Raw genomic sequence first — 24,098 nt, 5'->3', positions numbered from 1 at the left:
TGGCTGCCATACGGCGCTTCCCCCTTTCGCAAATGCAAAAAACAGGATAAGAGCGCGCCACAATGAAAATTGGCGCGCATGGTTTTTCAGCGCAGCCCCAGCTTCAGAGATAGATTTATGGCCCTTCGCAACATCGCGATCATCGCGCACGTTGACCATGGCAAGACGACCCTGGTCGACGAGCTCCTGAAACAGTCCGGCTCGTTTCGCGAGAACCAGCGCGTCATGGAACGCGTCATGGATTCGAACGACATCGAAAAGGAACGCGGCATCACCATCCTCGCCAAGGCGACGTCGATCGAGTGGAAGGATACCCGCATCAACATCGTCGACACGCCCGGCCACGCCGATTTCGGCGGTGAAGTCGAGCGCATCCTGTCGATGGTGGACGGCGCCATCGTCCTCGTCGATAGCTCCGAAGGCCCGATGCCGCAGACCAAGTTCGTGGTCGGCAAGGCGCTGAAGGTCGGCTTGAAGCCGATCGTCGCGATCAACAAGATCGACCGTCCCGACGGCCGCCACGAGGAAGTGTTGAACGAGGTCTTCGACCTCTTCGCCAATCTCGACGCCACCGACGAACAGCTCGATTTCCCGATCCTCTATGGTTCTGGCCGCAACGGCTGGATGAACGTCAATCCGGATGGTCCGAAGGAAGAGGGCATGGCGCCGCTGCTCGACCTCGTGCTCAAGCACGTGCCCGAGCCGAAGGTCGCCGATGGCCCGTTCCGCATGATCGGCACGATCCTCGAAGCCAACCCCTTCCTCGGCCGCATCATCACCGGCCGCATCCATTCCGGCTCGATCAAGCCGAACCAGTCCGTCAAGGTTCTGGGCCAGGACGGCAAGCTGATCGAAAACGGTCGTATCACGAAAATTCTCGCCTTCCGCGGCATCGAGCGCACCGCGATCGAGGAAGCCCATGCGGGCGACATCGTCGCCATCGCCGGCCTGACCAAGGGCACGGTTGCCGACACCTTCTGCGACCCCTCGGTCATGGAAGCCATGAAGGCGCAGCCGATCGATCCGCCGACCGTCACCATGTCCTTCATCGTCAACGACAGCCCGCTGGCCGGCACCGAAGGCGACAAGGTCACCAGCCGCGTCATCCGCGACCGCCTGTTCAAGGAAGCCGAAGGCAATGTCGCGCTGAAGATCGAGGAGTCGGGCGAGAAGGATTCGTTCTTCGTTTCCGGCCGTGGCGAATTGCAGCTCGCCGTGCTCATCGAGACCATGCGCCGCGAAGGTTTTGAGCTTGCCGTATCGCGCCCGCGCGTCGTCATGCACAAGGACGAGGCGACCGGCGAGATGCTGGAGCCGGTCGAGGAAGTCGTCATCGACGTCGACGAGGAGCATTCCGGCGTCGTCGTCCAGAAGATGTCCGAGCGCAAGGCCGAGATGGTCGAGCTGCGTCCCTCCGGCGGCAATCGCGTGCGCCTGCGCTTCTTCGCGCCGACCCGTGGCCTGATCGGCTACCAGTCGGAACTTTTGACCGACACGCGCGGCACGGCCGTGATGAACCGCCTGTTCCATGACTACCAGCCTTACAAGGGCGAGATCGGCGGTCGCGTCAACGGCGTGCTGCTCTCCAACGAATCGGGCGAGGCCGTCGCCTATGCCCTGTTCAACCTGGAAGATCGCGGCCCGATGGTCATCGATGCCGGCGAGAAGGTCTATGCCGGCATGATCGTCGGCATCCACACGCGTGACAACGACCTCGAAGTCAACGTGCTCAAGGGCAAGAAGCTCACCAACATCCGCGCCGCCGGCAAGGACGAAGCCGTCCGCCTGACGCCGCCGATCAAGATGACGCTGGAGCGCGCGCTCTCTTGGATCCAGGACGACGAACTGGTGGAAGTGACGCCGAAGTCGATCCGCCTGCGCAAGCTCTATCTCGACCCGAACGAGCGCAAGCGTTTCGAAAAGGCCCGCTACGCCTGACACGGTTTTCAGGCGCTGCCCCTTTTAAGGGAAGGGTGTCCTATCTAATTGTTTCGATTTTAGTTTCTTCCTGAGGACCTACCTTCGAAACATCGTTTGCGAAACGTCCCGCTCCCAAGGTGCGGGGCGTTTTTTTGTCTTCGGCGCGGTTTGCGGCTTGTTGATTTCGTTAAAAATGACTTAAATCCGTCTGCGTGCGCGAAGTGATTCTGCGCCGCGGAACGGTCCCCCTGCAATGATTGCGTGGGGTGCTTCGTTGGGGCAAAGGCAGAGTGGCGTTATGAAGACGTTGACGATCGAGATTCGGCACGCGGAACCGGCGGATGCACGCGCCATTTCGGATGCCCATCGCAGCGCCTGGCAATACAGCTATGGCGGCCTCATTCCGCACAAGGCCCTGACGCAGATGCTGGAGCGCCGCGGCGAAGCCTGGTGGCGCAAGGCGACGCGCGGCCCGGCGACGATCCTCGTCGCCGATGTTGCCGGCGTCGTCGCCGGTTATGCGACGCTCGGGCTCAACCGCGCCCGCTCGCTGCCGCAGGAAGGCGAAATCTACGAAATCTACCTGCGCCCGGAATATCAGGGCATCGGCCTCGGCTACCGCCTGTTTCAGGAAGCCCGCCACCAGCTGAAATCCATCGGCTGCAACGGGCTGGTCGTCTGGTGCCTCGAAGACAGCGAAAATGCCGACCGCTTCTTCCGCTCCAATGGTGGCGTCGACCTTGCCGAGGGCATGGAAGATTTCGGTGAAGTCTCGCTGAAGAAGGTCGGTTTCGTCTGGAACTGACGCGGCCACGCCGGCTTCTATGCCGGCGCGCTTTTCCCGTTCGATTCGAGGTTTATTGCGGCAGGTAACGCATCGGCTCGTCGGCGCGTTCGCCCTTCTTGCCGTGCCAGGTCGGCTCGTCGCTGCCGCAGCGGAAATCGGGTACGACCGTATCGCCGATCTGGCGCGCCAAGTCGTTGGCGTCAGGATTGGCCAGCGCATCGACATAACCGGCAACGCAACCCTGTCCGTTGTCCTTCTGCGCCACCTTGGAAACGACGAGGATCTGTCCTTGCGAGGCCTTGGACGGCGCCCCGGTCTTCGGGTCGGCGTGTTCGATCACATAGCGCAGGATGGCGGCGACCGGCTTGCCCCCGGCATCCACGCGCCATTCGACCTTCTCGCCGGCATGGTTGAAGGTGCCGAAACTTTCGAAGGCGCGCTCGATATAGAGGTCATCGATCGGGCCGAAGAAGGCAGACTGGCGCAGATCGCCTTCCTTGACATAGACAGGATAGCCGTCGAGCCCCTTGCATTTCAGGGAGACGCTGCCGCTTTCGTCCTCGGCCTGGCTGATCGTCTGGCAGGATTTCGGCTTCAGGTCGGTGTAGCGGCTGTCATTGGCGTTTGCCGCAACGGCGCCGGTTGCCAGCAGGAGGACGGTGAGCAGAACGGATTTCATGGGGGCATACCTCGGACTGGAAACGGGCCAGAATCGGTGTTCCGGCCCGGCGTTTTGCGCTTCCATGAACCCGCCGGCGGTAGCGATCAAGCGGAAAATGCGTCCGCCCTCCACCATGGGTCAACGGGTCGAAAGACATTGCTTTGCCATGGGAAAGGGATTATCTGCTCACCAGTTTCCACAGTTTCTCCCCGGGGGCATGAATGCGTATTGATGCAATTTCCATCGGCAAGAACCCGCCGAACGACGTCAACGTCATCGTCGAAGTGCCGGTTGGCGGTCAGCCGATCAAGTACGAGATGGACAAGGAGGCCGGCACGCTGGTCGTCGACCGTTTCCTCTACACGCCGATGACCTATCCGGGCAATTACGGCTTCGTGCCGCATACGCTCTGCGAGGATGGCGATCCGCTCGACGTGCTCGTCTGCAACACCCGCCCGCTGGTGCCGGGCTGCGTCATCAACGTTCGCCCGATCGGCGTGATGATGATGGAAGACGATGGCGGCAAGGACGAAAAGATCCTCGCCGTGCCGGTGCCGAAGCTGACGCGCCGCTACGACAAGGTCGCCAACTACACCGACCTGCCGGAAATCACGCTCAAGCAGATCGAGCACTTCTTCACGCATTACAAGGATCTGGAGCCCGGAAAGTGGGTGAAGATCGGCGACTGGCTGGATGTCGACGCCGCCAAGCGCATCATCCTCGAATCCATCGAGCGCGCCAAAGCCCAGAAATAATCAGCCTTTCAGCAGGCTTTCGATCTTTCCGATCACATCCTCCGGGTCGCCCTCGATCCGGAGGATTTTCTTTCTGGCGGTTTCGCCTGAGACGACCGAGATCGCCGATTTGGCGATCTTCAGCCGCTTGGCGAGCAGCGCGATCAGCGCCTTGTTGGCCTTGCCGTCCTCCGGCACCGCGCTCACCCGCGCCTTCAGGAAAGCGTCGCCGTTGGCATCGGTCTCGATGCCGTCGATTGCGTCGCGACCGCCATTCGGCATCAACCGCAGGCGGAGGCTGACGCCATCGGCCAGCGCCTTGAAGGGGCTGGTCACCCTGTTACCGGGCGACCATCGGCCAGAGCGAATTCCACATCAGCGAGCGGATGAAGAAAATGATCAGCAGCAGGATGATCGGCGAGATGTCGATGCCGCCGAGGTTCGGCAGCAGGCGGCGGATCGGCCGCAGCACCGGCTCGGTGACATTGTGCAGGAACAAGCCGATCGAGTTGACGAACTGGTTGCTCGAATTGACCACGTTGAAGGCGTAGAGCCAGGAGAAGATCGCGCTGGCGATCAAAATCCAGGTATAGATATTCAAAGCCAGGTCAATGGTTTGAAAAAGAGCAAGCATCCAGGTCTCCATTTCTCGATTGACAGAGATGTAGACATTGGCGACTTAACGAGCAAGGGCCGCAAAAGCCGTAAAGCGGAATCATGTTTAACGGGCCGGCCTCTCGCCATCGGCCCGCCGGGCTGGAATTGCGGCCCAGATGCAAGGAACAGTTCTCCATGTCCGTTTCGACCACGCCAGACCGTTTCGCGGCTTTCCGGCATGTGGCCTATGCGCGCTTCTTCGCCGCGCGCTTCCTCGCCGTGTTCGCGACGCAGATCATCTCCGTCTCGGTCGGCTGGCAGATGTATGACGTCACGCGCAGCACCTTCTATCTCGGCCTCATCGGCCTGTTCCAGTTCCTGCCCTCGCTGGTGCTGATCCTCGTCACCGGTTCGGTGGCGGATCGCTACAATCGCCGTGCCATCGTCTCCATCTGCATGGTGGTCAGCGCGCTCTGCGCCGCCGCGTTGCTGGGGTTGACGGTCACCGGCGCGTTTGCGCCGCTGCCGGTCTTCGCCGTGCTGGTGCTGTTCGGTATCGAGCGCGCCTTCATGGCGCCCGCCGTGCAGTCCCTGGCGCCGAACCTGGTGCCGGAGCAGGATCTGGCCAATTCGATCGCCTGGAACTCCTCCTCCTGGCAGGCGGCGTCGATCGTCGGGCCGGTGGCGGGCGGCCTGCTCTATGGTCTCGGGCCGCTGGTGGCCTATTCGGTGGCGCTGGTGTTCATGGCCGCCGCCGCCGTGCTGGTCTTCATGGTGCCGAAGCCGCCGCAGAAAAGTGTGCGCGAGCGGGTGACGCTCGACAGCATGCTGGCCGGCTTCCGCTTCATCCGTTCGGAAAAGGTGGTGCTGGGAGCGATCTCACTCGATCTCTTCGCTGTGTTGCTCGGCGGCGCCGTGGCGCTGATGCCGGTCTTCGCGCGCGATGTGCTGGTGCTCGGGCCATGGGGCCTCGGCCTGCTGCGCGCGGCCCCCGGCGTCGGCGCCATCCTCGTCGCTCTGATCCTTGCCGCCTATCCCATCCGCCACCGGGCCGGAATGCTGATGTTCATCGGCGTCGGCCTGTTCGGGACGGCAACCATTCTGTTCGGCCTGTCGCAGACGGCGTGGCTGTCGATTGCCGCGCTGTTCGTCATGGGCGCTTCCGACATGATTTCCGTCTATGTGCGCGAAACGCTGATCGCGCTGTGGACGCCGGATGCGGTGCGCGGCCGCGTCAATGCCGTCAACATGGTGTTCGTCGGCGCCTCCAACGAACTCGGAGAATTCCGCGCCGGCACCATGGCGGCGATCTTCGGCGCCGTGCCGGCCGTGGTGATCGGCGGTTTCGGCACGCTCGCGGTGTCGATCATCTGGGCGTCGAGTTTTCCGAAGCTGCGGCGCATCGATTCACTCGACGCGCCCTCGCAGCGGCAGGCGGTCTAAACGCTTTCCGTCAGCAACCGCTGTTGCGGCGGCTGCAGGAAGACGATGTCGAGGAAGTTCGACAGCCAGACGCGCAGCGGTTCGTCATGCAACAGGCGGCCATCGAGATGGGCCTTGCCGCGCTGCGCATTCGGCAGCTCGAAACGGTGGGCGCCATGCACGACCCAGCGCTGCATCATCGCCCGCGTCAGCTCCGCATGGAATTGCAGCGCCCAGGCGGTGCGGCCGTAGCGAAAAGCCTGGTTGGGATAGGTGTCGCCCTCGGCCAGCAGCTCGGCGCCGGCCGGCAGATCGAAACCCTCGCGATGGAAGTGATAGACCATATCGGGCCAGTCGGGCAGCAACGCTCGGCCCTTTTCGGTGGCGCGCAGCGGATACCAGCCAATTTCCGCCAGCCCGTCGCTATGGCTTTCGACCATCCCGCCGAGCTGCTTGACCAGCATCTGCGCGCCGAGGCAGATGCCGAGATAGGGCTTGTTTTCGGTGAGCGGCACCGAAAGCCAGTCGATTTCGGCGCGCACGAAGTCGTCCGCGTCGTTGGCGCTCATCGGCCCGCCGAAGACGACGGCGCCGGCATGGTCGGCCAGCGTTTTCGGCAGGGGATCGCCGAGCACCGGCCGGCGGATATCCAGCCTGAAACCCTTCCGTTCCAGCATCTGGCCGACACGGCCGGGGCTGGAGCGCTCCTGATGCAGCACGACGAGAATGGCGGGCTGTTCGCCGGTCGAGGGCCGGCGGGCCGGCGGTTCAGCCGTCAGGCGCGTCGGGTTCGGGGGCGCGGGCTGCGGCGCGCTGTCTGAGCGCGACCCGGTCGGTTCCGGAGACACCGAGCAGATCGGCAATTCGCCATATGACATGATCTTCCAGTTCGTTGCGCACCCCGTCGGCATAGACGATATCCCAGAGGATGCCGATCAGTTCCAGCCGCTGGTCGTCGTCGAGATGTCGTTTGAGGTCGGCGGTGAAGCGATAATAGTCGACGGCCTCGTTGCCGGCCTCGCGGCCAGCCTCGATCAGCGCTTCCAGCGAAGCCCCGTCGCGGCCGTAATGCTCGCGCAACAGGGTGCGTAATCTTTCCTTCTCGCTATCGGAGACGGTGCCGTCCGCCTCCATCACCTGGATGCAAAGGGCGGCGACCGCAACCAGCGGATCGCCGGGCGCGAAGGCAGCCGGGGAAGCGGTGAGGTTGTTGAAGAAGTTCTGGATACGTTCGAACATTGGCGCTCCCGTGCTCAGAACAACCGCAACCGCGTCTTCTCGCCGCTGTCGGCTTCGGCGAATTTCACGCCGGGATCATCCGGCGGGCGGCCGTTGAACGGATCGGGCGCGCGCGAGCTGTTGGCCGCGACCGGCTCCGGCGTCGGCCGCGCCTCGGCCGGGCGCGGCGCAGGTTTCATCGCCTGCGGCACCGGCTTCACCACCGGTTCGGCATCGATGATCGCGGGAACGGCGGCCGGTTTCGGCGGTTCCGATACGGTCTTTTCCGGTAGCGGCGGCAGGGTCTGCAGCGCGTCTTCGGCAAGCGTGCCGTCCTCGATGCGGGCGGCGATCTGGTGGAACGGCGCCTTCCATTCGAAGGCGTCGAGACGTCCGCTGACCGGTGAGACCGGCAGCCAGGTCTCCGAGACGAAGCCGTCTGCCACCCAGGCGGGATCGCGCGGGGCGCGCAGCGCCTGGCCCAGCCAATGGCGGATGCGGCCCTGATCGCCGGTTTCGGCCTCCTCGATATCGGCCAGCAGCAGGAAGACGCTTTCGCGCGCATCCATGCGGGCGGCTGCCTCCGCCTTCTGCCGGGCGCGGGAAAAATCCTTGGTGTCGAGGGCGGCGCGGGCGACGGCGAGCAGCGATTCGATGTTGTTGGGCTTCAGCGCCTCCAGCCGCTCGGCGCGCTTGAGGCGATCGAGCGCGCTGTCGCCGCTGCGGGCGCGCAGATAGGTAGTGGCGATCTCGCTCGACGGCGCCTGTTTCCACGCCTGTTCGAGCACCGAGGAAGCTTTGCGGACATTGTCCTCGCGGAAATAACTCTTGGCGGCGATCAGGGCGGCCGGGGCCAGCGACGGCGCCAGTTTGAGCGCGGCGAGCGCATCCTGCCGTGCCGTCTTCGGATCGGCCTCCAATGCGGCGGCGGCGCGCGCGGTCAACAGCACGGCCTTCTTGCGCTCGGCCTCGGCCTTGGGAAAAACATGAGCGACGCGCTGCTGGTCGAGCAGGCGGATGGCGTCGTTCCAGAGGCCGGCTTGCGAGCGGTAGTCCAGCGCCGCTTGCGCCGCCCAGGGCAGGTAGGGGGCCTTTTCCGCCGCCTGCTCGGCATATTGGCGGGCAGCCTCGTCGGCGCCGAGGCGCTTGGCTTCGAGATAGAGACCGCGCAGGCCAAGCTCGCGGGTCTCGGGATCGTCGGCCATCAGCTCGAACTTGCGGCGCGCATCGTCATGCTTGCCTTCGATGAGCGCCGTCTGGGCCTCCAGCAGATGGATCAGGGGCTCCTGGTCGGCGCTGATCAGGCCGCGCGAGCGCGCCGCCATCTTGGCCGCCAGCAGCGAATTGCCGGCCCCGGCGGCGATCAACCCCGTCGACAGCGCCTGGTAGCCGCGGTCGCGCTTGCGAGCGCGAAAATAGCGGTTGATCGTGTGCGGCGAGTTCCACAGGCCGCTGAGCAGCCACCAACAGACGAGCACGGCGGCGACGAGGGCGACGGTGAAGCCGGCGGCGGCCAGCAGGCTCATCTCGACGATGCGGCCTTCCCAGAGCAGGGTCAGTTCACCGGGCCGGTCGGCCAGCCAGGAGAAGCCGAAGCCGAGCGCCAGGACGAGAATGGCGAATACGAGAATTCTGATCATGTCGTCTCCCGGCTCAGCTCTGCTTGTTCGTTGCCGCCGAGACGGCGCTCAACAGGTCTTCGGCACGAATGCGGGCATCCAGCCTGGCCTTGAAAGCGGCGCCTGCCGTCTTCGCCGCCTCGGGCAGGGTGTCCCATTCGGCTACGGCATCCTTCAGGGCGCCCTTCTTCAACTTGTCCTCGATGCGGGCGGTGATCGCGTCGGGACCGGTGCCCTCGACATCGCCGACATTGCGCACCTTGACGATCGACAGGGCGCTGGCGAACAGCCGCTCGCCGATGCCGCTATCCGGTCCCGGCTGGTTGACCGCCTCGATCATCGCGAAGGCGACATCCCGGAACTGCTCGACCAGCTCGGCGCGGGAGGGCAGGTCGCCGGAGGCCAGCGGCCGCAACTCGCCGATGGCCGGATCATCGTGGCTGACGCTGGCGAGCGCATCCAGCTCGGCCGAAAACGCGCCGCCGCGATCGATCGCCGAGCGTAGCGCGGTCAGCGCGATGGTGCGGGCGACGGCGCCGTCATTCTGTGGTTCGCTCAGCTTCTTCTCGATCTCATCGAGGCGGGCGGTGACGTCGCCGGTGCCGCTGGCCGCCGTCTGGCCAAGCGCGGCAAGGCCGTTGCTGACCTTGTCGATGCCGTCCGCCAGCGGCGCGACCTTGGCTTCGAGCGCGGCGATGCGCTGTTCCAGCGCGGGGTCCGGGGCAGGCGCGACAGGTGCCGTGGGCAAGGCGGCGACCTGTTGGCGCAGGGCGTCGATTTCGGCGCTGAGCGCGCCGGTGTCGGCGGGTTTGTTCGCACCCGCGCCCGGCAGGACGCCGGCATATTGCATGGCCCCGGCCAGAGCGAGCGCCACCAGACCGCCGAAAATGCCGGCGGCGACCAGGGTCGAGGTGGCGGTCTGCTTGACGGCGGTGGGGGCGGGCGGGGCCTGCGTCCAGGTGGGTGGGCGCGGCGGTTCCGTCTCTTCCGGCTCCGGCGTTTCAGCCGGCTCGACCTTCACGGGCTCCGGTTCCGGCTCGGCGGCGACGGTCTCCGGCGGTGCTTGCGGCTTATCGGCTTCGAGGCCGGCGGAGGCGGCGTCCGGCGTTTCCTGCGGCGGCGGAGCGTTATCCTCTGCGGGGGAAGCGGTGTCCGTCGGTTCGGTGATGCGTTGTGCGGTCCCCTCGATCGTGATCGGCTCGTCGGGCGATCGGGTGTGGCGCGGCGGATCTTCGACCATGGCAACCTCTTCACTTCAATGCATTGCAACAAACCTAGTCAGCAAACCCCGCCAAGGAAAGAGGCCCGTCCACAATTCCTCCGGTCGAAATCGATTTCGGCACATCTGGAACGTTTACCGGCCGCTGGCGTCCGGAGGTTCTGCTGCTCGACCCGATCATAACAGGTCGAGCAGGGCCTCCTCGTCCGGCGACGGCGCAATGCGGACTCGTTCCGACATGGCCGCCGGCACGGCGGCGGCGATATTGCGGCTGAGGCAATAGAAGCGGGTTTGTGCAAGCGCCGCGAAGCCGTCCATGAACGGGCTCAGCGAAAAGAAGCGGTCGACGTTTTCGCGCGAGTAGAACAGCACCGCTTCGACCGGCGTCTCGACCAGAAGGCGATGCAGGCGCTCCGGCGCGTGCTCGATCGGCAGCATGTGGTAGCATTCGACGGCGCGGTACGGCAGGCCGGCGGCGGAGAGCGTTCGTTCCAGCGCCGGGCTGCGCGGGCGGCCGGCGAGATAGAGCAGCGGTTCTTGCGGCGGGCCGGTCTGGCGAAAATGGGCGAGGATGCGATCGGCGAGATCGAGGCCGGTGCCCTCGGCGGCTTGCGCCCGGGTAAAACCCGCCGCTTGCGCCGCCGCCGCCGTCACCCGACCGACGCCGAACAGCAGGGCGTCGCGGTGAGGCTCCAGCCCCTCCTCCAGCTTTTCCAGCGCCCGGATCGCCTCGGCGCTGGTAACCGCGATGGCGCTGTAGGGCTGCTTGAGCGCACGGGCGGCGGCCAGCACGTCATGAGTCGGCGCCGTCAGCGGCAGGATGACCGGATCATGGCCGCGCTGGCGCAGCTTCTCGGCGGTGCGGCGGCCTGATTGACAGGGCCGGGTGACGATGACGCGCATGCTGCCTCCCGTCCTGATACCGTCAGATCCATCCCTCGAAGAAGCCGCTGCCGGCGATGGCGCGCACCTCTTCGCCCGCCTTGCGGCCGAGGTTTGCCGCTTCCGCCGTCTTGCCGTCAATGGCGATGCGGTGGACGGTCTGGCCGTCCGGCGTGAGGATCATGCCGGAGAAAAACAGCGCATCGCCCTCGGTGAGCGCCAGGCCGGCAATCGGCGTACGACAGGAGCCGTCGAGCGCGGCGAGGAAAGCGCGTTCGCAGGTGACGGCGTCATAGGTCGGGCGGTGATTGACGGCGTCGAGCAGGGCGTTGATCCTGATATCGTCGATACGGCATTCGATGCAGATCGCCCCTTGCGCCGGGGCCGGCGGAAATTCGGCAGGATCGAGGAATTCGGTGACGATGCCGGTCTTGCCGAGGCGGTTGAGGCCGGCGACGGCGAGCAGCGTCGCATCGACCTGGCCTTCGGCGAGTTTGCGCAGCCGCGTCTCGACCTGGCCGCGAAAGGTGATGACGGTGATATCCGGGCGCAGGCGGCGGATCAGCGCCTGGCGGCGCAGCGACGAGGAGCCGACCGTGGCGCCGTGGGGCAGCGCCATCAGTGTCGGGGCGCTTCGGCCGATCACCGCGTCGCGTACATCGGCGCGCGGCAGGAAGGCGGAAAGGTGCAGGCCGTCGGGCAACACGGTCGGCATGTCCTTGGAGGAATGCACGGCCATGTCGAGTTCGCCGGAGGTCAGTTGCTCCTCCAGTTCCTGGGTGAACAGTCCCTTACCGCCGATTTCCGACAGCGCCCGGTCGGTGACGCGGTCGCCGGTGGTCGAGAGCACGACGATCTCGAACATCTCGGCCGGCAAGCCGTGGGCGGCCATCAGCCGGTCGCGGGTTTCGTGAGCCTGGGCCAGCGCCAAGGGGCTGCCGCGCGTGCCGATCCGCAAAGGTTTTGTTTGCATCCGCTTCGTTCCATTGTTACCGGAACTTCCGTATCCAGCTTTTGAGGCGACCGCAACCGGTGAACACCCAGCCATGACGGACCCCCTTCGCATCCTCGGCATCGAAACAAGCTGCGACGAGACCGCCGCCGCCATCGTTCTGCGCCATCCGGACGGGCGTGGCGAGATCGTCTCCGACGTGGTGCTGAGCCAGCTCGACGAGCATAGCGCCTATGGCGGCGTCGTGCCGGAAATTGCAGCCCGCGCCCATGTCGAGGCGCTCGACACGCTGATCGAGGAGGCGCTCGCCCGCGCCAATCTGTCGCTTGCCGATGTCGACGCCATCGCGGCGACCGCCGGGCCGGGCCTGATCGGTGGGCTGCTGGTCGGGCTGATGACCGCGAAAGCCATGGCGCGGGCGGCGGACAAGCCGCTCTATGCCGTCAACCATCTCGAGGGCCATGCGCTGACGGCGCGGCTGACCGATGGACTTTCCTTTCCCTATCTCATGCTGCTGGTCTCCGGCGGGCATACGCAGCTCATTCTTGTGCGCGGCGTCGGCGACTACCAGCGCTGGGGCACGACCATCGACGATGCGTTGGGCGAGGCCTTCGACAAGACGGCAAAACTGCTCGGCCTGCCCTATCCCGGCGGCCCGGCGGTGGAGCGGGCCGCCCTTTCGGGCGATGCCGACCGGTTCTCCTTCCCCCGGCCGCTGGTCGGCGAGGCGCGGCTCGATTTTTCCTTTTCCGGCCTGAAAACGGCGGTGCGCCAGACCGCGACCGGCCTGCAGCCGCTGAAGACCCAGGATGTTTCCGATATCTGCGCCTCCTTCCAGAAAGCCGTGTCGCGGACATTGAAGGATCGCATCGGACGGGGCCTGCAGCGGTTTCGCGATCTTTACCCGGCTATCGAAAAACCTTCGCTGGTCGTGGCCGGCGGGGTTGCGGCCAATAAAGTCCTGCGCCAGACCTTGCATGATCTTTGCGCCGCCAACAATTTCACCTTCGTCGCGCCACCGATGCGACTGTGCACCGACAATGCGGCGATGATCGCCTGGGCGGGGCTGGAGCGTCTGGCCGAGGGATTGCCCGCCGACGATCTGGCGACGGCGCCGCGCTCGCGCTGGCCGCTCGACCCGGAAGCGGCGGCGAAGATCGGTTCGGGAAAACGCGGCGTCAAAGCCTGACGCGATAGAGACGTCAGAAGGAGAGAGCAGATGGAACGGATCGTCGTCATCGGCGCGGGCGCCTTCGGAACGGCGCTCGCCGCCGTCATCGCCCAGACCGGCCGGGCGAAGGTGACGCTGCTCGGCCGGGACGTGACGCTGATGGCCGATCTCAGGAACGAGGGCCTGCATGAGGCGGCACTGCCGGGCGTGCAGCTTCCCGATTCGCTCGATTATTCGGCCGAGCCCGAGGTGCTGGCCGAGGCCGGCATCGTGCTGTTCGTCATGCCCTCGCAGGCGCAGGCCGAGGCCGCGCGGCAATACGGCCCCTATCTGGCGGCGGATGCGATCGTCGTCACCTGCGCCAAGGGCATCGACCGCGCCTCGAACCGGCTGCTGACCGATGTGCTCGAAAGCGAATTGCCGCATCATCCGGTGGCGGTGCTCTCCGGTCCCGGCTTTGCCGCCGATATTGCGCGCGGCCTGCCGACGGCGATGTCGGTGGCGGCGGCGGAGCTGGATGTCGCCGAGCGGCTGGCGCATGCGATTTCCGGCCCGAGCTTTCGCCTTTATCCCTCCGACGACCGGGTCGGCGTGCAGCTCGGCGGCGCTTTGAAGAATGTGCTGGCGATTGCCTGCGGCATCGTCGAGGGCGCAGGGCTTGGCGATTCGGCCCGTGCGGCGCTGATTGCGCGGGGCCTTGCGGAAATGTCGCGCCTCGTCGTTGCCGAAGGCGGGCGGGCCGACACCGTGCGCGGACTTTCCGGGCTTGGCGATCTCGTGCTGACCGCCACCAGCCACCAGTCGCGCAACCTCCGCTTCGGCATCAAGCTCGGTGAGGGCGAGCCGGTGGATACGGGCCGGGCCGGAGGGCTGGTCGAAGGCGCCTTTGCCGCGTCCGTTGCTTCGCGGCTGGCGGACGCGCGCGGGGTGGAAATGCCGGTAACCGATGCGGTTGCCGCCATCATCGACGGACGGCTGGATGTGAAAAGCGCCACCGAACAGTTGATGACACGCCCGATTACAACCGAGTATGCTCGGCCGGAAACATAAAGGAGAGGATGCGATGCTTTTCGCCATGATCTGCAAGGACAAGCCCGCCCACCTGAACGTGCGCATGGAAACACGGCCCGCGCATGTCGACCATCTCAACCGGCTGAACGCCGAGGGCACGCTGAAGATGGCCGGCCCCTTTCTCGACGACGAGGGCAAGCCCTGCGGCAGCCTCGTCATCGTCGAGGCCGAGACGCTCGACGCGGCGCGGGCGCTCGCCGACAGCGACCCCTATGCCCAGGCGGGGCTGTTCGAAACGGTCGAGGTCAAGCCGTTCAACTGGGTTTTCAACAAGCCGGAGAATTGAGACGACATGGCCTATTGGCTTTTCAAATCCGAGCCCTCGACCTGGTCCTGGGAACAGCAGAAGGCCAAGGGTGCGGCCGGCGAGGAATGGACCGGCGTGCGCAACTATCAGGCCCGCAACAACATGCGGGCGATGAAGCTCGGCGAAAAGGGCTTTTTCTACCACTCCAACGAGGGGTTGGAGATCGTCGGCATCGTCGAGGTTTCGGCACTGTCGCATCCCGATTCGACGGCCAAGGAAGATCTGCGCTGGGATTGCGTCGATATCCGCGCCGTCTGCGATGTGCCCAAGCCGGTGTCGCTGAAGGAAATCAAAGCAAATCCAGCGTTTTCGGCAATGTCGCTGGTCACCTCCATGCGCCTGTCGGTGCAGCCGGTGACCGAGGAGGAATATCTGGAAATCTGCCGTCTCGGCGGTCTCGACGATCCGCCGCGCTGAGGCCCCGTGAAGACCGAGCCGCGCCGCTTTATCCTCGACAATACCAGCCTGATCGCACCGCCGCATGTGCCGGAGGTGCGCCTGCATCTGGCCAGCGAAGTGCATGATCTCTGGCTGAAGACCGAGGCGGAGTTGGAGGAAATCGGCCTGCCGCCGCCCTTCTGGGCCTTTGCCTGGGCGGGCGGTCAAGGGTTGGCGCGTTATGTGCTGGATACGCCTGAGACGGTGCGGGGAAAACGCGTGCTGGATTTCGCCAGCGGTTCGGGCCTCGTCGCCATTGCCGCGATGAAGGCGGGCGCGGCATCAGTGCTCTCAGCCGATATCGATCCCTGGACCAAAACGGCGATCGCACTGAATGCGGCGGCGAACGAGGTCGCGCTTGACTATACTGCCGCCGATCTGCTCGGCCGGCCGGTCGAGGCCGATGTCATCCTCGCCGGCGATGTCTTCTACGACAGCGATTTCGCGAAAATGCTGGTGCCGTGGTTCGACGGCCTGACGGCGGCGGGCAAGACCGTGCTGGTCGGCGATCCCGGCCGAGCCTATCTGCCGAAAGACCGGCTCGCTCCCTGCGCTACCTACCAGGTACCGGTGACGCGGGTGCTGGAGGACAGTGAGGTCAAGAAGACCACGGTCTGGCGGTTCATCGGGGTCTGATGACGCAGACGCCCGACTCGTAGGAGCAAGGGTCGGCGATCCCGGAGGAGACGTCGATGATCGTCGCCTTCGGGCGTGGCCGGGCCGGCGCTTCACCGCCAAGTCCACTTACCGAGAAATAGATGCCGTTGCCGCGTACCCGCAACGCCGAGATCGCACCGCTATAGGTGCCGAGCCCGGGGATGATCGAGGGAAGCGTGGAATCGACGAGGCCGGAGACGGCGTCGTGACGGCGGTGATGGTGGCCGCGCCATTCCCCGGCGAAAAGCGGGGTTGCGGAGCAGGCGGCCAGCGCCAGCGACAGAAGCGAAGCGGCGAGCGAGCGACGCGATACCATGTCCAAAACTCCAAAACGTTAACAAAGCGTCAATCGAATGTGGCGCGGGGAGGCGGTTTTGTCACCCCCGCATCCCGCGTTTTTGAAAAAAGCGTTAACGCTGCCCGATACTTGGCGTCGCTTCAGGCGCTTGCGATCCCCAATCGATTAAAATCACCACTTGCATGGAATCTGCTTGTCGGACCGCCCATCGGCGATTAAACGTCGCAATTGATGCAGCGCACAGGCCAAATCCGCGCGCGCTGTTCCCCCAGAGGCAATGATAGCCCCAAATCCGAAGCGCACCCGTGAACGCCGCGAGGTTCTGATGGCGAACGTGACAAACAACCGGCCCCTATCGCCGCACCTTCAAATCTACAAGCCGATCCCGACCATGGTCATGTCGATTGTGCACCGCATCACCGGCGGCGCGCTGTATGTCGGCACGCTGCTGGTCGCGTGGTGGCTGGTGGCGGCGGCGTCCGGCCCGGCTTATTACGAGTGGGCGAACTGGGTCATGGGCACCTGGATCGGTCGTCTCGTGCTCATCGGCTATACCTGGGCGCTGGTGCATCACATGCTGGGCGGTCTGCGCCATTTCATGTGGGATCTGGGCCACGGTTTCGACAAGCATTTCACCACCAAGCTCGCCAAGGCGCAACCGGTCGTCTCTATCTGTCTGACCGTGCTGATCTGGGCAATCGCCCTTCTCGTTCGCTAAGAGGATCGTTTCATGGATATGCGCACCCCTCTCGGCAAGGTTCGCGGCCTCGGCTCTGCCAAGGACGGCACCGAGCATTTCTGGCGCCAGCGCCTGACGGCCGTCGCCAACGTGCCGCTTCTCACCTTCTTCGTCATTTTCCTCATCCGTTATGCCGGCGCCCCGCATCCGGAGCTGGTCGCAGCGCTCGCCAATCCGCTGGTTGCGGTCGTCATGGCGCTGGTTGTCGTCTCCGGCGTCATCCACATGAAGCTCGGCATGCAGGTCATCATCGAGGACTACATCCATGCCGAAGGCAGCAAGATCGCCCTTCTGATGCTGAACACGTTCTTCTGCGTCGCGGTGGCCGGGCTCTGTCTGTTCGCCATTCTGAAAATCGCATTCGCAGGGTAATCCGATCATGGCTTCCAATCCTTCCCCCGCCCAGAACGGCAAGGCCTATACCTATGTGGACCACGCCTATGACGTGGTCGTCGTCGGCGCCGGCGGCGCTGGCCTGCGCGCCACGCTCGGCATGGCCGAACAGGGCTTCAAGACCGCCTGCATCACCAAGGTCTTCCCGACGCGCTCGCACACCGTCGCCGCCCAGGGCGGCATCGCCGCCTCGCTACGCAACATGACGCCGGATTGCTGGCAATGGCACCTCTACGACACCGTCAAGGGGTCCGACTGGCTCGGCGACGTCGATGCCATGCAGTATCTCGCCATGGAAGCGCCGAAGGCCGTCTATGAACTGGAGCATTACGGCGTGCCCTTCTCGCGCAACGCCGAAGGCAAGATCTACCAGCGCCCCTTCGGCGGCCATATGCAGAATTACGGCGAAGGCCCGCCGGTGCAGCGCACCTGTGCTGCCGCCGACCGCACCGGCCACGCCATCCTGCACACGCTCTACGGCCAGTCGCTGCGCAACAATGCCGAATTCTTCATCGAATATTTCGCGCTCGACCTGATCATGTCGGCCGACGGCCGCTGCACCGGCGTCGTCGCGTGGAACCTCGATGACGGCACCATCCATCGCTTCACCGCCAAGATGGTGGTGCTGGCGACCGGCGGCTACGGCCGCGCCTATTTCTCCGCCACCTCGGCCCATACCTGCACCGGCGACGGCGGCGGCATGATCGCGCGCGCCGGCCTGCCCTTGCAGGACATGGAATTCGTACAATTCCATCCGACCGGCATCTACGGCGCCGGCTGTCTGATCACCGAGGGCGCACGCGGCGAAGGCGGTTATCTCGTCAACTCCGAAGGCGAGCGCTTCATGGAGCGCTACGCGCCCTCGGCCAAGGATCTGGCCTCGCGTGACGTCGTTTCGCGCTGCATGACCATGGAAATCCGCGAGGGCCGTGGTGTGGGCAAGAACAAGGACCACATCTTCCTGCATCTCGACCATCTCGATCCGGCCGTGCTGCATGAGCGTCTTCCGGGCATTTCGGAATCGGCGAAGATCTTCGCCGGCGTCGACGTTACCCGCGAGCCGATCCCGGTCCTGCCGACCGTGCATTACAACATGGGCGGCGTTCCCACCAATTTCTGGGGCGAAGTGCTCAACGCCGACAGCGAAAACCCCGAGCGCATCGCGCCGGGCCTGATGGCGGTCGGCGAGGCCGGCTGCGCCTCGGTGCATGGCGCCAACCGCCTCGGCTCCAACTCGCTGATCGACCTGGTGGTTTTCGGCCGCGCCGCCGCCATCCGCGCCGGCGAGGTCATCGACCGCGCTTCGGCGATCCCCGCGCTCGACACGGCCGCCTGCGATAGGATCATGGAGCGCTTCGACCGGTTGCGTCACGCCAATGGCAGCATGCCGACGGCGGTGCTGCGCGACAAGATGCAGCGCGCCATGCAGGAGGACGCTGCCGTGTTCCGCACCCAGGAATCGCTGGAAAGCGGCTGCAAGCGCCTCTCGGCCATCTGGAAGGAACTGCCCGACGTCAAGGTCACCGACCGCTCGATGATCTGGAACTCCGACCTGGTCGAGACGCTGGAGCTGGAAAACCTGATGGCCAACGCCATCACCACGGTCTACGGCGCCGAGGCGCGCAAGGAAAGCCGTGGCTCGCATGCCCGCGAGGATTACACCAGCGGTCCCTTCGCCGGGCGCGACGACGAGAACTGGCGCAAGCATACGCTCGCCTGGGTGAATGCGGATGGCGACGTCAAGCTCGACTACCGTCCCGTTCACACCGAACTGATCGCCGAAGGCATCGATCCCAAGAAGATCGCGCCCAAGGCCCGCGTCTATTGAGCCGAGGATAAAGACATGGTTGAACTCGCTCTTCCCAAGAATTCGCAGATGACCGAAGGCAAGGTGTGGCCCAAGCCCGCCGGCGCGACGAAAACCCGCGAATTCCGCATCTATCGCTGGAACCCGGACGATGGCCGCAACCCGAGCATCGACACCTATACCATCGATGTCGACGATTGCGGCCCGATGGTGCTCGACGCGCTGCTCTACATCAAGAACAAGATCGACCCGACGCTGACGCTGCGCCGCTCCTGCCGCGAAGGCATCTGCGGCTCCTGCGCCATGAACATCGACGGCACCAACACGCTGGCCTGCACCAAGGGCATGGACGAGATCAAGGGCACGGTGAAGGTCTATCCGCTGCCGCATATGCCCGTCGTCAAGGATCTGGTGCCGGATCTGACCAACTTCTACGCCCAGCATCGCTCCATCGAGCCCTGGCTGAAGACGGTGTCGCCGACGCCGGCCAAGGAATGGAAGCAGAGCCATGAGGACCGCCTCAAGCTCGACGGCCTCTACGAATGCATCCTGTGCGCCTGCTGCTCGACCTCCTGTCCGAGCTACTGGTGGAACGGCGACCGTTATCTCGGTCCCGCCGTTCTGCTGCAGGCCTATCGCTGGCTGATCGACAGCCGCGACGAGGCGACCGGCGAGCGCCTCGACAACCTGGAAGATCCCTTCCGGCTGTATCGCTGCCATACGATCATGAACTGCGCCCAGGCCTGCCCGAAGGGGCTGAACCCGGCCAAGGCGATTGCCGAAATCAAGAAGATGATGGTGGAACGGCGGATGTGATCCGCCTGTCCGTCCTGCCGCTGTGTCCGCCCGGCAACGCCGTGGCGGGCAATGCGGCGGGGAGGCCAGGATGTGCCCGTTGCGATGTTGAAAATCGCGAATTGCAGATTACCTCAACCGCCGATGGCCGTTGCACGGCTGCGGCGACCGTATGACAAGGGTTGATTAACCATTGCGTCCTACGGTATTTCCGCCTTGATTGCGCAATAGGACGGGCCGAACGCGCACGTATCGGGAGTGTCATGATGCAGTTGAAATTTGCCGCCGCTACGCTGGGTGTCGCGCTTGCGCTTGCCGGGTGCCAGCGGACGACCTATAGCGACCTCGGCCCCGCCAGCCGGCCGAGCCAACCGGCGCCGCTCGCCGCGCAGCCGGTGTCGGGTGTCCAGTCCAGCGCCTTGCCCGATCCGACGGCCAGCGCCAGCGCCAATGTCAATTCCGCCCAGTTCCCGACCGCGCCGACGGCGCCGGCCACTGCGACCGGCAACGACCAGATGGCGGCCACCGCGCTCGACGTGAAGAAGGAATCCATGGTCGGCAACTGGAAGGTTTCCAATGCCGGAGCCAGCTGCGACATGTTCCTGACGCTCACCAATCTCGGCGGCGGTTCGCGCGGTGGCACGCGCGGCTGCGCCGGCGTCCTGACCTCGATGGGATCCTGGGAAGTCAGTGGCAAGCAGGTCGCGCTCAAGGACCGCTCCGGCAACGTTATCGGCAATCTCTACAAGACCGCCGATTCCCGCTTCGACGGCACGCTGACCGGCGGCCAGCCCGTCAGCCTCAGCCGCTGATCGTTCTGACTGGCCGGCCCATCGCCGGCCATTTTCACGTATGCCGCATCGCTTGAATCGGACCCTCCCATGACTGCCGCTTTCGATCCGTCGTTGAGCCTCGTCGCGAAGCTCAAGGCCCTGACGCTCTCGGGCGAACTGAAGACGGATCCGGCGCAGATGGCGGTCGCCGCGCGGCTGGACAAGATCCTGCTTGCCCTTGCCGACAGCCCCGCCGCCGCCAAGTCCAGCGCGCTCGGCTGGCTGTTCGGGCGCAAGAAGCGGGAAAAGCCGATTCGCGGCCTCTATGTCCATGGCAGCGTCGGGCGCGGCAAGACCATGCTGATGGACATGTTCTTCGACATGGCGATGATCAGGCGCAAGCGCCGCGCCCATTTTCATGAATTCATGGCCGACGTGCATGCCCGTATCCATGCCCATCGCCAGAAGCTGAAGGCCGGCGAGACGAAGGAAGCCGATCCGGTGCCGCCGGTCGCCGCAGCGCTGTTTGCCGAGGCCGAACTGCTCTGCTTCGACGAATTCACCGTCACCGACATCGCCGATGCGATGATCCTGGCACGGCTGTTCGGGGAGTTGTTCAAGCGCGGCTGCGTGCTGGTCGCGACCTCCAACGTCGAGCCGGACAATCTCTATCGCGACGGGCTCAACCGCGGCCTTTTCCTGCCCTTCGTCGATCTGCTCAAAGCCCATGTCGATGTCGTCAGCCTGGATTCGCCGACCGATTACCGCATGGAAAAGCTCGATTCGCTGCCGGTCTACCTGACGCCGATCAATGCCGAGACCGACGCGGCGATGGACCGGGCCTGGAAGGCGGCCACCGATGGCCACAGGCCCGCCGCCGTCGAAATCGACCGCATGGGCCGCAGCATTCCCGTGCGTCAGGCGGCGGGAAGGGCGGCGCGCTTCACCTTCGCCGAACTCTGCGAAGCCCCGCTGGGGGCGGCCGATTATCTGGCGATCGTCGAACGTTTCGACGTCGTCTTCCTCGATCACATTCCCCGCCTCGGCCCGGAAAAGCGCAATGAGACGAAGCGCTTCATCATTCTCGTCGATGCGCTCTACGACCAGGGCGCCCGACTGATCGCCTCGGCGGCGGCCATGCCGGAGGATCTGCTCACCGAACGGCGCGGCACCGAGGGTTTCGAGTTCGATCGGACTATCTCGCGTCTGTTTGAGATGCGCAGCGGCGAATATCAGCGTCGCCATGCGGAACTGCTGGCGGAAATGTGACGGCGGTGTGTCTGAAATTCTTACGTTGACGTAAGTTATTTTTCATATAACCGATTGAAATATATGACACCAAAATAACACGTTGCCATTTGGTGGCTTTCGTCGTATTGCGGTTGGCCACGGTGGGAGGCGTCTTCGATGGCCGTCCCCAGGGATTTTGACCGCAAAGGAAGCACTTCAATGGCGCGCAAAAAGATCGCACTTATCGGATCGGGAATGATTGGCGGCACGCTGGCGCATCTCGCCGGCCTCAAGGAACTCGGCGACATCGTCCTGTTCGACATTGCCGACGGCATCCCGCAGGGCAAGGGCCTCGACATCGCTCAGTCTTCGCCCGTCGAGGGCTTCAATGCCAATCTGACCGGTGCCAGCGACTATTCCGCCATCGAAGGCGCCGATGTCTGCATCGTCACCGCCGGTGTCGCCCGCAAGCCGGGCATGAGCCGCGACGACCTGCTCGGCATCAACCTCAAGGTCATGGAACAGGTCGGCGCCGGCATCAAGAAGTATGCCCCGAACGCCTTCGTCATCTGCATCACCAACCCGCTCGACGCCATGGTCTGGGCGTTGCAGAAGTTCTCCGGCCTGCCGAAGAACATGGTGGTCGGCATGGCCGGCGTGCTCGATTCGGCCCGCTTCCGCCTGTTCCTCTCCCAGGAATTCAACGTTTCGGTCCAGGACGTCACCGCCTTCGTTCTCGGCGGCCATGGCGACACCATGGTGCCGCTCGCCCGTTACTCGACGGTTGCCGGCGTGCCGCTGACCGACCTCGTCAAGATGGGCTGGGTCACCAAGGAGCGTCTCGAAGAGATCATCCAGCGCACCCGTGACGGCGGCGCCGAGATCGTCGGCCTGCTGAAGACCGGCTCTGCCTATTACGCGCCGGCCGCTTCCGCCATCGAGATGGCCGAATCCTTCCTCAAGGACAAGAAGCGCGTCCTGCCCTGCGCCGCCCATCTTTCGGGCCAGTACGGCGTCAAGGACATGTATGTCGGCGTTCCCACGGTCATCGGCGCCGGCGGCGTCGAGCGCATCATCGAGATCGACCTGAACGGTCCCGAGCAGGAAGCCTTCGGCAAGTCGGTTTCGGCCGTTGCCGGCCTGTGCGAAGCCTGCACGAACATCGCCCCGGCGCTGAAGTAAGCGCTGTCCGCTCCTAGTCAGGAATCATCCGATGAATATTCATGAATACCAGGCGAAGGCTCTGCTGAAGAGCTATGGCGCACCGGTTGCCGACGGGGTCGCGATCTTCACGGCCGCCGAGGCCGAGGCGGCTGCAAAGCAGCTTCCGGGACCGCTCTACGTGGTCAAGAGCCAGATCCATGCCGGCGGCCGCGGCAAGGGCAAGTTCAAGGAACTGTCCCCGGAAGCCAAGGGCGGCGTTCGCCTCGCCAAGTCCATCGACGAGGTTGTCGCCAACGTCAAGGACATGCTCGGCAATACGCTGGTGACCGCCCAGACCGGCGATGCCGGCAAGCAGGTCAACCGCCTCTACATCGAGGACGGCGCCGACATTTCCCGCGAACTCTATTGCTCGCTGCTGGTCGACCGCTCGGTCGGCCGCGTCGCCTTCGTCGTTTCGACCGAAGGCGGCATGGACATCGAGGCTGTCGCCCATGACACGCCGGAGAAGATCCACACCATCGCCATCGACCCGGAAGCCGGCGTGACCGCCGCCGACGTCGAGGCGATCTCCAAGGCGCTGGCGCTGGAAGGCGCTGCGATCGAGGACGCCAAGTCGCTGTTCCCGATTCTCTACAAGGCGTTCAACGAGAAGGACATGGCCCTTCTCGAAATCAACCCGCTGATCGTCATGACCAACGGCCATCTGCGCGTGCTCGACGCCAAGGTGTCGTTCGACGGCAACGCCCTGTTCCGCCACGACGACATCCGCGCGCTGCGTGACGAGACCGAAGAGGACGCCAAGGAAATCGAGGCCTCCAAGTGGGATCTCGCCTATGTCGCGCTCGACGGCAACATCGGCTGCATGGTCAACGGCGCCGGCCTTGCCATGGCGACCATGGACATCATCAAGCTCTACGGCAAGGAGCCGGCGAACTTCTGCGACGTCGGCGGCGGCGCCGGCAAGGAGAAGGTGGCGGCTGCCTTCAAGATCATCACCGCCGACCCGAAGGTCGAGGGCATCCTCGTCAACATCTTCGGCGGCATCATGAAGTGCGACGTCATCGCCGAAGGCGTTGTCGCCGCGGTGCAGGAAGTCGGCCTCAAGGTTCCGCTGGTCGTTCGCCTCGAAGGCACGAATGTCGAGCTTGGCAAGAAAATCCTCAACGAATCGGGTCTGGCGATCACCGCCGCCGACGATCTGGACGATGCCGCCAAGAAGATCGTCGCGGCGATCAACGGCTAAT

General features: G+C 64.7%; 27 protein-coding genes. 17 read left to right on the top strand and 10 right to left on the bottom strand.

Features of this window, described 5'->3' with window-relative positions; all coding sequences use genetic code 11:
* Positions 1 to 117: 117 nt before the first annotated feature.
* Together typA and P7F60_RS13955 are read left to right on the top strand one after the other, a co-directional pair.
* On the top strand, positions 118 to 1,938 hold the full coding sequence (gene typA, locus P7F60_RS13960) for a translational GTPase TypA (RefSeq protein ID WP_277918341.1): 1,821 nt from the start codon (positions 118 to 120) through the stop codon (positions 1,936 to 1,938).
* A 280-nt stretch (positions 1,939 to 2,218) separates the two neighbouring features.
* Positions 2,219 to 2,725: a GNAT family N-acetyltransferase gene (locus P7F60_RS13955; protein WP_277918340.1), complete on the top strand. Its 507-nt coding sequence runs from the start codon at positions 2,219 to 2,221 to the stop codon at positions 2,723 to 2,725.
* A 52-nt stretch (positions 2,726 to 2,777) separates the two neighbouring features.
* Here P7F60_RS13955 and P7F60_RS13950 read toward each other — a convergent pair whose 3' ends face one another.
* On the bottom strand, positions 2,778 to 3,386 hold the full coding sequence (locus P7F60_RS13950) for a hypothetical protein (protein ID WP_277918339.1): 609 nt from the start codon (positions 3,384 to 3,386) through the stop codon (positions 2,778 to 2,780).
* Positions 3,387 to 3,589: 203 nt separating this feature from the next.
* Between P7F60_RS13950 and ppa the strand changes: the two genes are divergently transcribed.
* On the top strand, positions 3,590 to 4,123 hold the full coding sequence (gene ppa / locus P7F60_RS13945; protein WP_277918338.1) for an inorganic diphosphatase: 534 nt from the start codon (positions 3,590 to 3,592) through the stop codon (positions 4,121 to 4,123).
* Here ppa and P7F60_RS13940 read toward each other — a convergent pair whose 3' ends face one another.
* Both P7F60_RS13940 and P7F60_RS13935 read right to left on the bottom strand, forming a co-directional pair.
* On the bottom strand, positions 4,124 to 4,438 hold the full coding sequence (locus P7F60_RS13940; protein WP_277918337.1) for a DUF167 domain-containing protein: 315 nt from the start codon (positions 4,436 to 4,438) through the stop codon (positions 4,124 to 4,126). It lies immediately after the preceding gene.
* Between the two features lie 4 nt (positions 4,439 to 4,442).
* The gene (locus tag P7F60_RS13935) at positions 4,443 to 4,736 is read right to left on the bottom strand and encodes a YggT family protein (protein WP_277918336.1); all 294 of its coding nucleotides are present in this window, start codon (positions 4,734 to 4,736) and stop codon (positions 4,443 to 4,445) included.
* A gap of 158 nt (positions 4,737 to 4,894) precedes the next feature.
* On the opposite strand from P7F60_RS13935, the gene P7F60_RS13930 reads away from it, so the two are divergent.
* Positions 4,895 to 6,142: an MFS transporter gene (locus P7F60_RS13930; protein ID WP_277918335.1), complete on the top strand. Its 1,248-nt coding sequence runs from the start codon at positions 4,895 to 4,897 to the stop codon at positions 6,140 to 6,142.
* Here the strand turns inward: P7F60_RS13930 and P7F60_RS13925 are convergent.
* From P7F60_RS13925 to hemC, 6 genes are all read right to left on the bottom strand, one after another.
* Positions 6,139 to 6,900 (bottom strand): glutamine amidotransferase, encoded by a 762-nt coding sequence (locus tag P7F60_RS13925; protein ID WP_277918524.1) that lies wholly within the window; start codon positions 6,898 to 6,900, stop codon positions 6,139 to 6,141. The two genes, P7F60_RS13930 and P7F60_RS13925, sit on opposite strands and share 4 nt — an antisense overlap.
* Complete coding sequence (locus P7F60_RS13920; RefSeq protein ID WP_277918334.1) at positions 6,890 to 7,360, bottom strand: TerB family tellurite resistance protein; 471 nt, start codon at positions 7,358 to 7,360, stop codon at positions 6,890 to 6,892. Before P7F60_RS13920 ends, P7F60_RS13925 begins: the two co-directional genes overlap by 11 nt.
* A gap of 14 nt (positions 7,361 to 7,374) precedes the next feature.
* On the bottom strand, positions 7,375 to 8,979 hold the full coding sequence (locus P7F60_RS13915; protein ID WP_277918333.1) for a heme biosynthesis protein HemY: 1,605 nt from the start codon (positions 8,977 to 8,979) through the stop codon (positions 7,375 to 7,377).
* Positions 8,980 to 8,992: 13 nt separating this feature from the next.
* Complete coding sequence (locus tag P7F60_RS13910; protein ID WP_277918332.1) at positions 8,993 to 10,198, bottom strand: hypothetical protein; 1,206 nt, start codon at positions 10,196 to 10,198, stop codon at positions 8,993 to 8,995.
* 156 nt (positions 10,199 to 10,354) lie between these two features.
* A complete protein-coding gene (locus P7F60_RS13905) occupies positions 10,355 to 11,080 on the bottom strand; it encodes a uroporphyrinogen-III synthase (RefSeq protein ID WP_277918331.1) in 726 nt (241 codons plus the stop codon).
* A 22-nt stretch (positions 11,081 to 11,102) separates the two neighbouring features.
* Positions 11,103 to 12,032 (bottom strand): hydroxymethylbilane synthase, encoded by a 930-nt coding sequence (gene hemC / locus P7F60_RS13900; protein ID WP_277918330.1) that lies wholly within the window; start codon positions 12,030 to 12,032, stop codon positions 11,103 to 11,105.
* 73 nt (positions 12,033 to 12,105) lie between these two features.
* Here hemC and tsaD point away from each other — a divergent pair, with 73 nt between their 5' ends.
* Genes tsaD through P7F60_RS13875 form a run of 5 tightly spaced genes read left to right on the top strand, consistent with a single transcriptional unit; the run spans position 12,106 to position 15,634 of the window.
* Positions 12,106 to 13,200, top strand: coding sequence for a tRNA (adenosine(37)-N6)-threonylcarbamoyltransferase complex transferase subunit TsaD (tsaD, locus tag P7F60_RS13895; protein WP_277918329.1), 1,095 nt, complete (start codon positions 12,106 to 12,108; stop codon positions 13,198 to 13,200).
* Positions 13,201 to 13,230: 30 nt separating this feature from the next.
* Positions 13,231 to 14,232 carry an NAD(P)H-dependent glycerol-3-phosphate dehydrogenase gene (locus tag P7F60_RS13890; protein ID WP_277918328.1) on the top strand — a complete coding sequence of 334 codons (1,002 nt, stop codon included), beginning with the start codon at positions 13,231 to 13,233 and terminating at the stop codon, positions 14,230 to 14,232.
* Between the two features lie 13 nt (positions 14,233 to 14,245).
* The gene (locus tag P7F60_RS13885; RefSeq protein WP_277918327.1) at positions 14,246 to 14,539 is read left to right on the top strand and encodes a YciI-like protein; all 294 of its coding nucleotides are present in this window, start codon (positions 14,246 to 14,248) and stop codon (positions 14,537 to 14,539) included.
* Between the two features lie 6 nt (positions 14,540 to 14,545).
* Positions 14,546 to 14,977 (top strand): EVE domain-containing protein, encoded by a 432-nt coding sequence (locus P7F60_RS13880; RefSeq protein ID WP_277918326.1) that lies wholly within the window; start codon positions 14,546 to 14,548, stop codon positions 14,975 to 14,977.
* 6 nt (positions 14,978 to 14,983) lie between these two features.
* Positions 14,984 to 15,634 carry a methyltransferase gene (locus P7F60_RS13875; RefSeq protein ID WP_277918325.1) on the top strand — a complete coding sequence of 217 codons (651 nt, stop codon included), beginning with the start codon at positions 14,984 to 14,986 and terminating at the stop codon, positions 15,632 to 15,634.
* Here P7F60_RS13875 and P7F60_RS13870 read toward each other — a convergent pair.
* Complete coding sequence (locus P7F60_RS13870; RefSeq protein WP_277918324.1) at positions 15,621 to 15,971, bottom strand: hypothetical protein; 351 nt, start codon at positions 15,969 to 15,971, stop codon at positions 15,621 to 15,623. The genes P7F60_RS13875 and P7F60_RS13870 overlap by 14 nt on opposite strands.
* 307 nt (positions 15,972 to 16,278) lie before the next feature.
* On the opposite strand from P7F60_RS13870, the gene sdhC reads away from it, so the two are divergent.
* The 8 genes from sdhC to sucC all read left to right on the top strand — a co-directional run bounded on the left by sdhC (position 16,279) and on the right by sucC (position 24,097).
* Complete coding sequence (gene sdhC, locus P7F60_RS13865; RefSeq protein ID WP_277918323.1) at positions 16,279 to 16,671, top strand: succinate dehydrogenase, cytochrome b556 subunit; 393 nt, start codon at positions 16,279 to 16,281, stop codon at positions 16,669 to 16,671.
* Positions 16,672 to 16,683: 12 nt separating this feature from the next.
* Positions 16,684 to 17,064: a succinate dehydrogenase, hydrophobic membrane anchor protein gene (gene sdhD, locus P7F60_RS13860; protein ID WP_277918322.1), complete on the top strand. Its 381-nt coding sequence runs from the start codon at positions 16,684 to 16,686 to the stop codon at positions 17,062 to 17,064.
* 7 nt (positions 17,065 to 17,071) lie between these two features.
* Positions 17,072 to 18,913 (top strand): succinate dehydrogenase flavoprotein subunit, encoded by a 1,842-nt coding sequence (gene sdhA / locus P7F60_RS13855; protein ID WP_277918321.1) that lies wholly within the window; start codon positions 17,072 to 17,074, stop codon positions 18,911 to 18,913.
* Positions 18,914 to 18,928: 15 nt separating this feature from the next.
* Positions 18,929 to 19,708: a succinate dehydrogenase iron-sulfur subunit gene (locus tag P7F60_RS13850; RefSeq protein WP_277918320.1), complete on the top strand. Its 780-nt coding sequence runs from the start codon at positions 18,929 to 18,931 to the stop codon at positions 19,706 to 19,708.
* A gap of 245 nt (positions 19,709 to 19,953) precedes the next feature.
* A complete protein-coding gene (locus P7F60_RS13845; protein WP_277918319.1) occupies positions 19,954 to 20,499 on the top strand; it encodes a protease inhibitor Inh/omp19 family protein in 546 nt (181 codons plus the stop codon).
* Positions 20,500 to 20,568: 69 nt separating this feature from the next.
* A complete protein-coding gene (zapE, locus tag P7F60_RS13840) occupies positions 20,569 to 21,729 on the top strand; it encodes a cell division protein ZapE (RefSeq protein ID WP_277918318.1) in 1,161 nt (386 codons plus the stop codon).
* Positions 21,730 to 21,909: 180 nt separating this feature from the next.
* On the top strand, positions 21,910 to 22,872 hold the full coding sequence (mdh, locus tag P7F60_RS13835) for a malate dehydrogenase (RefSeq protein ID WP_277918317.1): 963 nt from the start codon (positions 21,910 to 21,912) through the stop codon (positions 22,870 to 22,872).
* A gap of 31 nt (positions 22,873 to 22,903) precedes the next feature.
* Positions 22,904 to 24,097 (top strand): ADP-forming succinate--CoA ligase subunit beta, encoded by a 1,194-nt coding sequence (gene sucC, locus P7F60_RS13830; protein ID WP_277918316.1) that lies wholly within the window; start codon positions 22,904 to 22,906, stop codon positions 24,095 to 24,097.
* Position 24,098: the final 1 nt, after the last annotated feature.

Origin of the sequence: Rhizobium sp. YJ-22 (assembly GCF_029601685.1) — a bacterium.
GTDB lineage: Bacteria > Pseudomonadota > Alphaproteobacteria > Rhizobiales > Rhizobiaceae > Metarhizobium.
Note: the sequence above shows the minus strand (reverse complement) of the source record. Positions and strands in the feature narration are given on the sequence as shown.

Bases quoted from the DNA above. Each gene is read 5' to 3' on its own strand.
- P7F60_RS13870 (WP_277918324.1), bottom strand. From the start codon at position 15,971: ATGGTATCGCGTCGCTCGCTCGCCGCTTCGCTTCTGTCGCTGGCGCTG.
- sdhA (WP_277918321.1), top strand. From the start codon at position 17,072: ATGGCTTCCAATCCTTCCCCCGCCCAGAACGGCAAGGCCTATACCTAT.
- P7F60_RS13885 (WP_277918327.1), top strand. From the start codon at position 14,246: ATGCTTTTCGCCATGATCTGCAAGGACAAGCCCGCCCACCTGAACGTG.
- zapE (WP_277918318.1), top strand. From the start codon at position 20,569: ATGACTGCCGCTTTCGATCCGTCGTTGAGCCTCGTCGCGAAGCTCAAG.
- P7F60_RS13905 (WP_277918331.1), bottom strand. From the start codon at position 11,080: ATGCGCGTCATCGTCACCCGGCCCTGTCAATCAGGCCGCCGCACCGCC.
- P7F60_RS13850 (WP_277918320.1), top strand. From the start codon at position 18,929: ATGGTTGAACTCGCTCTTCCCAAGAATTCGCAGATGACCGAAGGCAAG.
- P7F60_RS13950 (WP_277918339.1), bottom strand. From the start codon at position 3,386: ATGAAATCCGTTCTGCTCACCGTCCTCCTGCTGGCAACCGGCGCCGTT.
- P7F60_RS13880 (WP_277918326.1), top strand. From the start codon at position 14,546: ATGGCCTATTGGCTTTTCAAATCCGAGCCCTCGACCTGGTCCTGGGAA.
- P7F60_RS13845 (WP_277918319.1), top strand. From the start codon at position 19,954: ATGCAGTTGAAATTTGCCGCCGCTACGCTGGGTGTCGCGCTTGCGCTT.
- P7F60_RS13915 (WP_277918333.1), bottom strand. From the start codon at position 8,979: ATGATCAGAATTCTCGTATTCGCCATTCTCGTCCTGGCGCTCGGCTTC.
- P7F60_RS13910 (WP_277918332.1), bottom strand. From the start codon at position 10,198: ATGGTCGAAGATCCGCCGCGCCACACCCGATCGCCCGACGAGCCGATC.
- P7F60_RS13955 (WP_277918340.1), top strand. From the start codon at position 2,219: ATGAAGACGTTGACGATCGAGATTCGGCACGCGGAACCGGCGGATGCA.
- sdhD (WP_277918322.1), top strand. From the start codon at position 16,684: ATGGATATGCGCACCCCTCTCGGCAAGGTTCGCGGCCTCGGCTCTGCC.
- P7F60_RS13930 (WP_277918335.1), top strand. From the start codon at position 4,895: ATGTCCGTTTCGACCACGCCAGACCGTTTCGCGGCTTTCCGGCATGTG.
- hemC (WP_277918330.1), bottom strand. From the start codon at position 12,032: ATGCAAACAAAACCTTTGCGGATCGGCACGCGCGGCAGCCCCTTGGCG.
- sdhC (WP_277918323.1), top strand. From the start codon at position 16,279: ATGGCGAACGTGACAAACAACCGGCCCCTATCGCCGCACCTTCAAATC.
- mdh (WP_277918317.1), top strand. From the start codon at position 21,910: ATGGCGCGCAAAAAGATCGCACTTATCGGATCGGGAATGATTGGCGGC.
- ppa (WP_277918338.1), top strand. From the start codon at position 3,590: ATGCGTATTGATGCAATTTCCATCGGCAAGAACCCGCCGAACGACGTC.
- sucC (WP_277918316.1), top strand. From the start codon at position 22,904: ATGAATATTCATGAATACCAGGCGAAGGCTCTGCTGAAGAGCTATGGC.
- P7F60_RS13890 (WP_277918328.1), top strand. From the start codon at position 13,231: ATGGAACGGATCGTCGTCATCGGCGCGGGCGCCTTCGGAACGGCGCTC.
- P7F60_RS13920 (WP_277918334.1), bottom strand. From the start codon at position 7,360: ATGTTCGAACGTATCCAGAACTTCTTCAACAACCTCACCGCTTCCCCG.
- P7F60_RS13935 (WP_277918336.1), bottom strand. From the start codon at position 4,736: ATGCTTGCTCTTTTTCAAACCATTGACCTGGCTTTGAATATCTATACC.
- tsaD (WP_277918329.1), top strand. From the start codon at position 12,106: ATGACGGACCCCCTTCGCATCCTCGGCATCGAAACAAGCTGCGACGAG.
- typA (WP_277918341.1), top strand. From the start codon at position 118: ATGGCCCTTCGCAACATCGCGATCATCGCGCACGTTGACCATGGCAAG.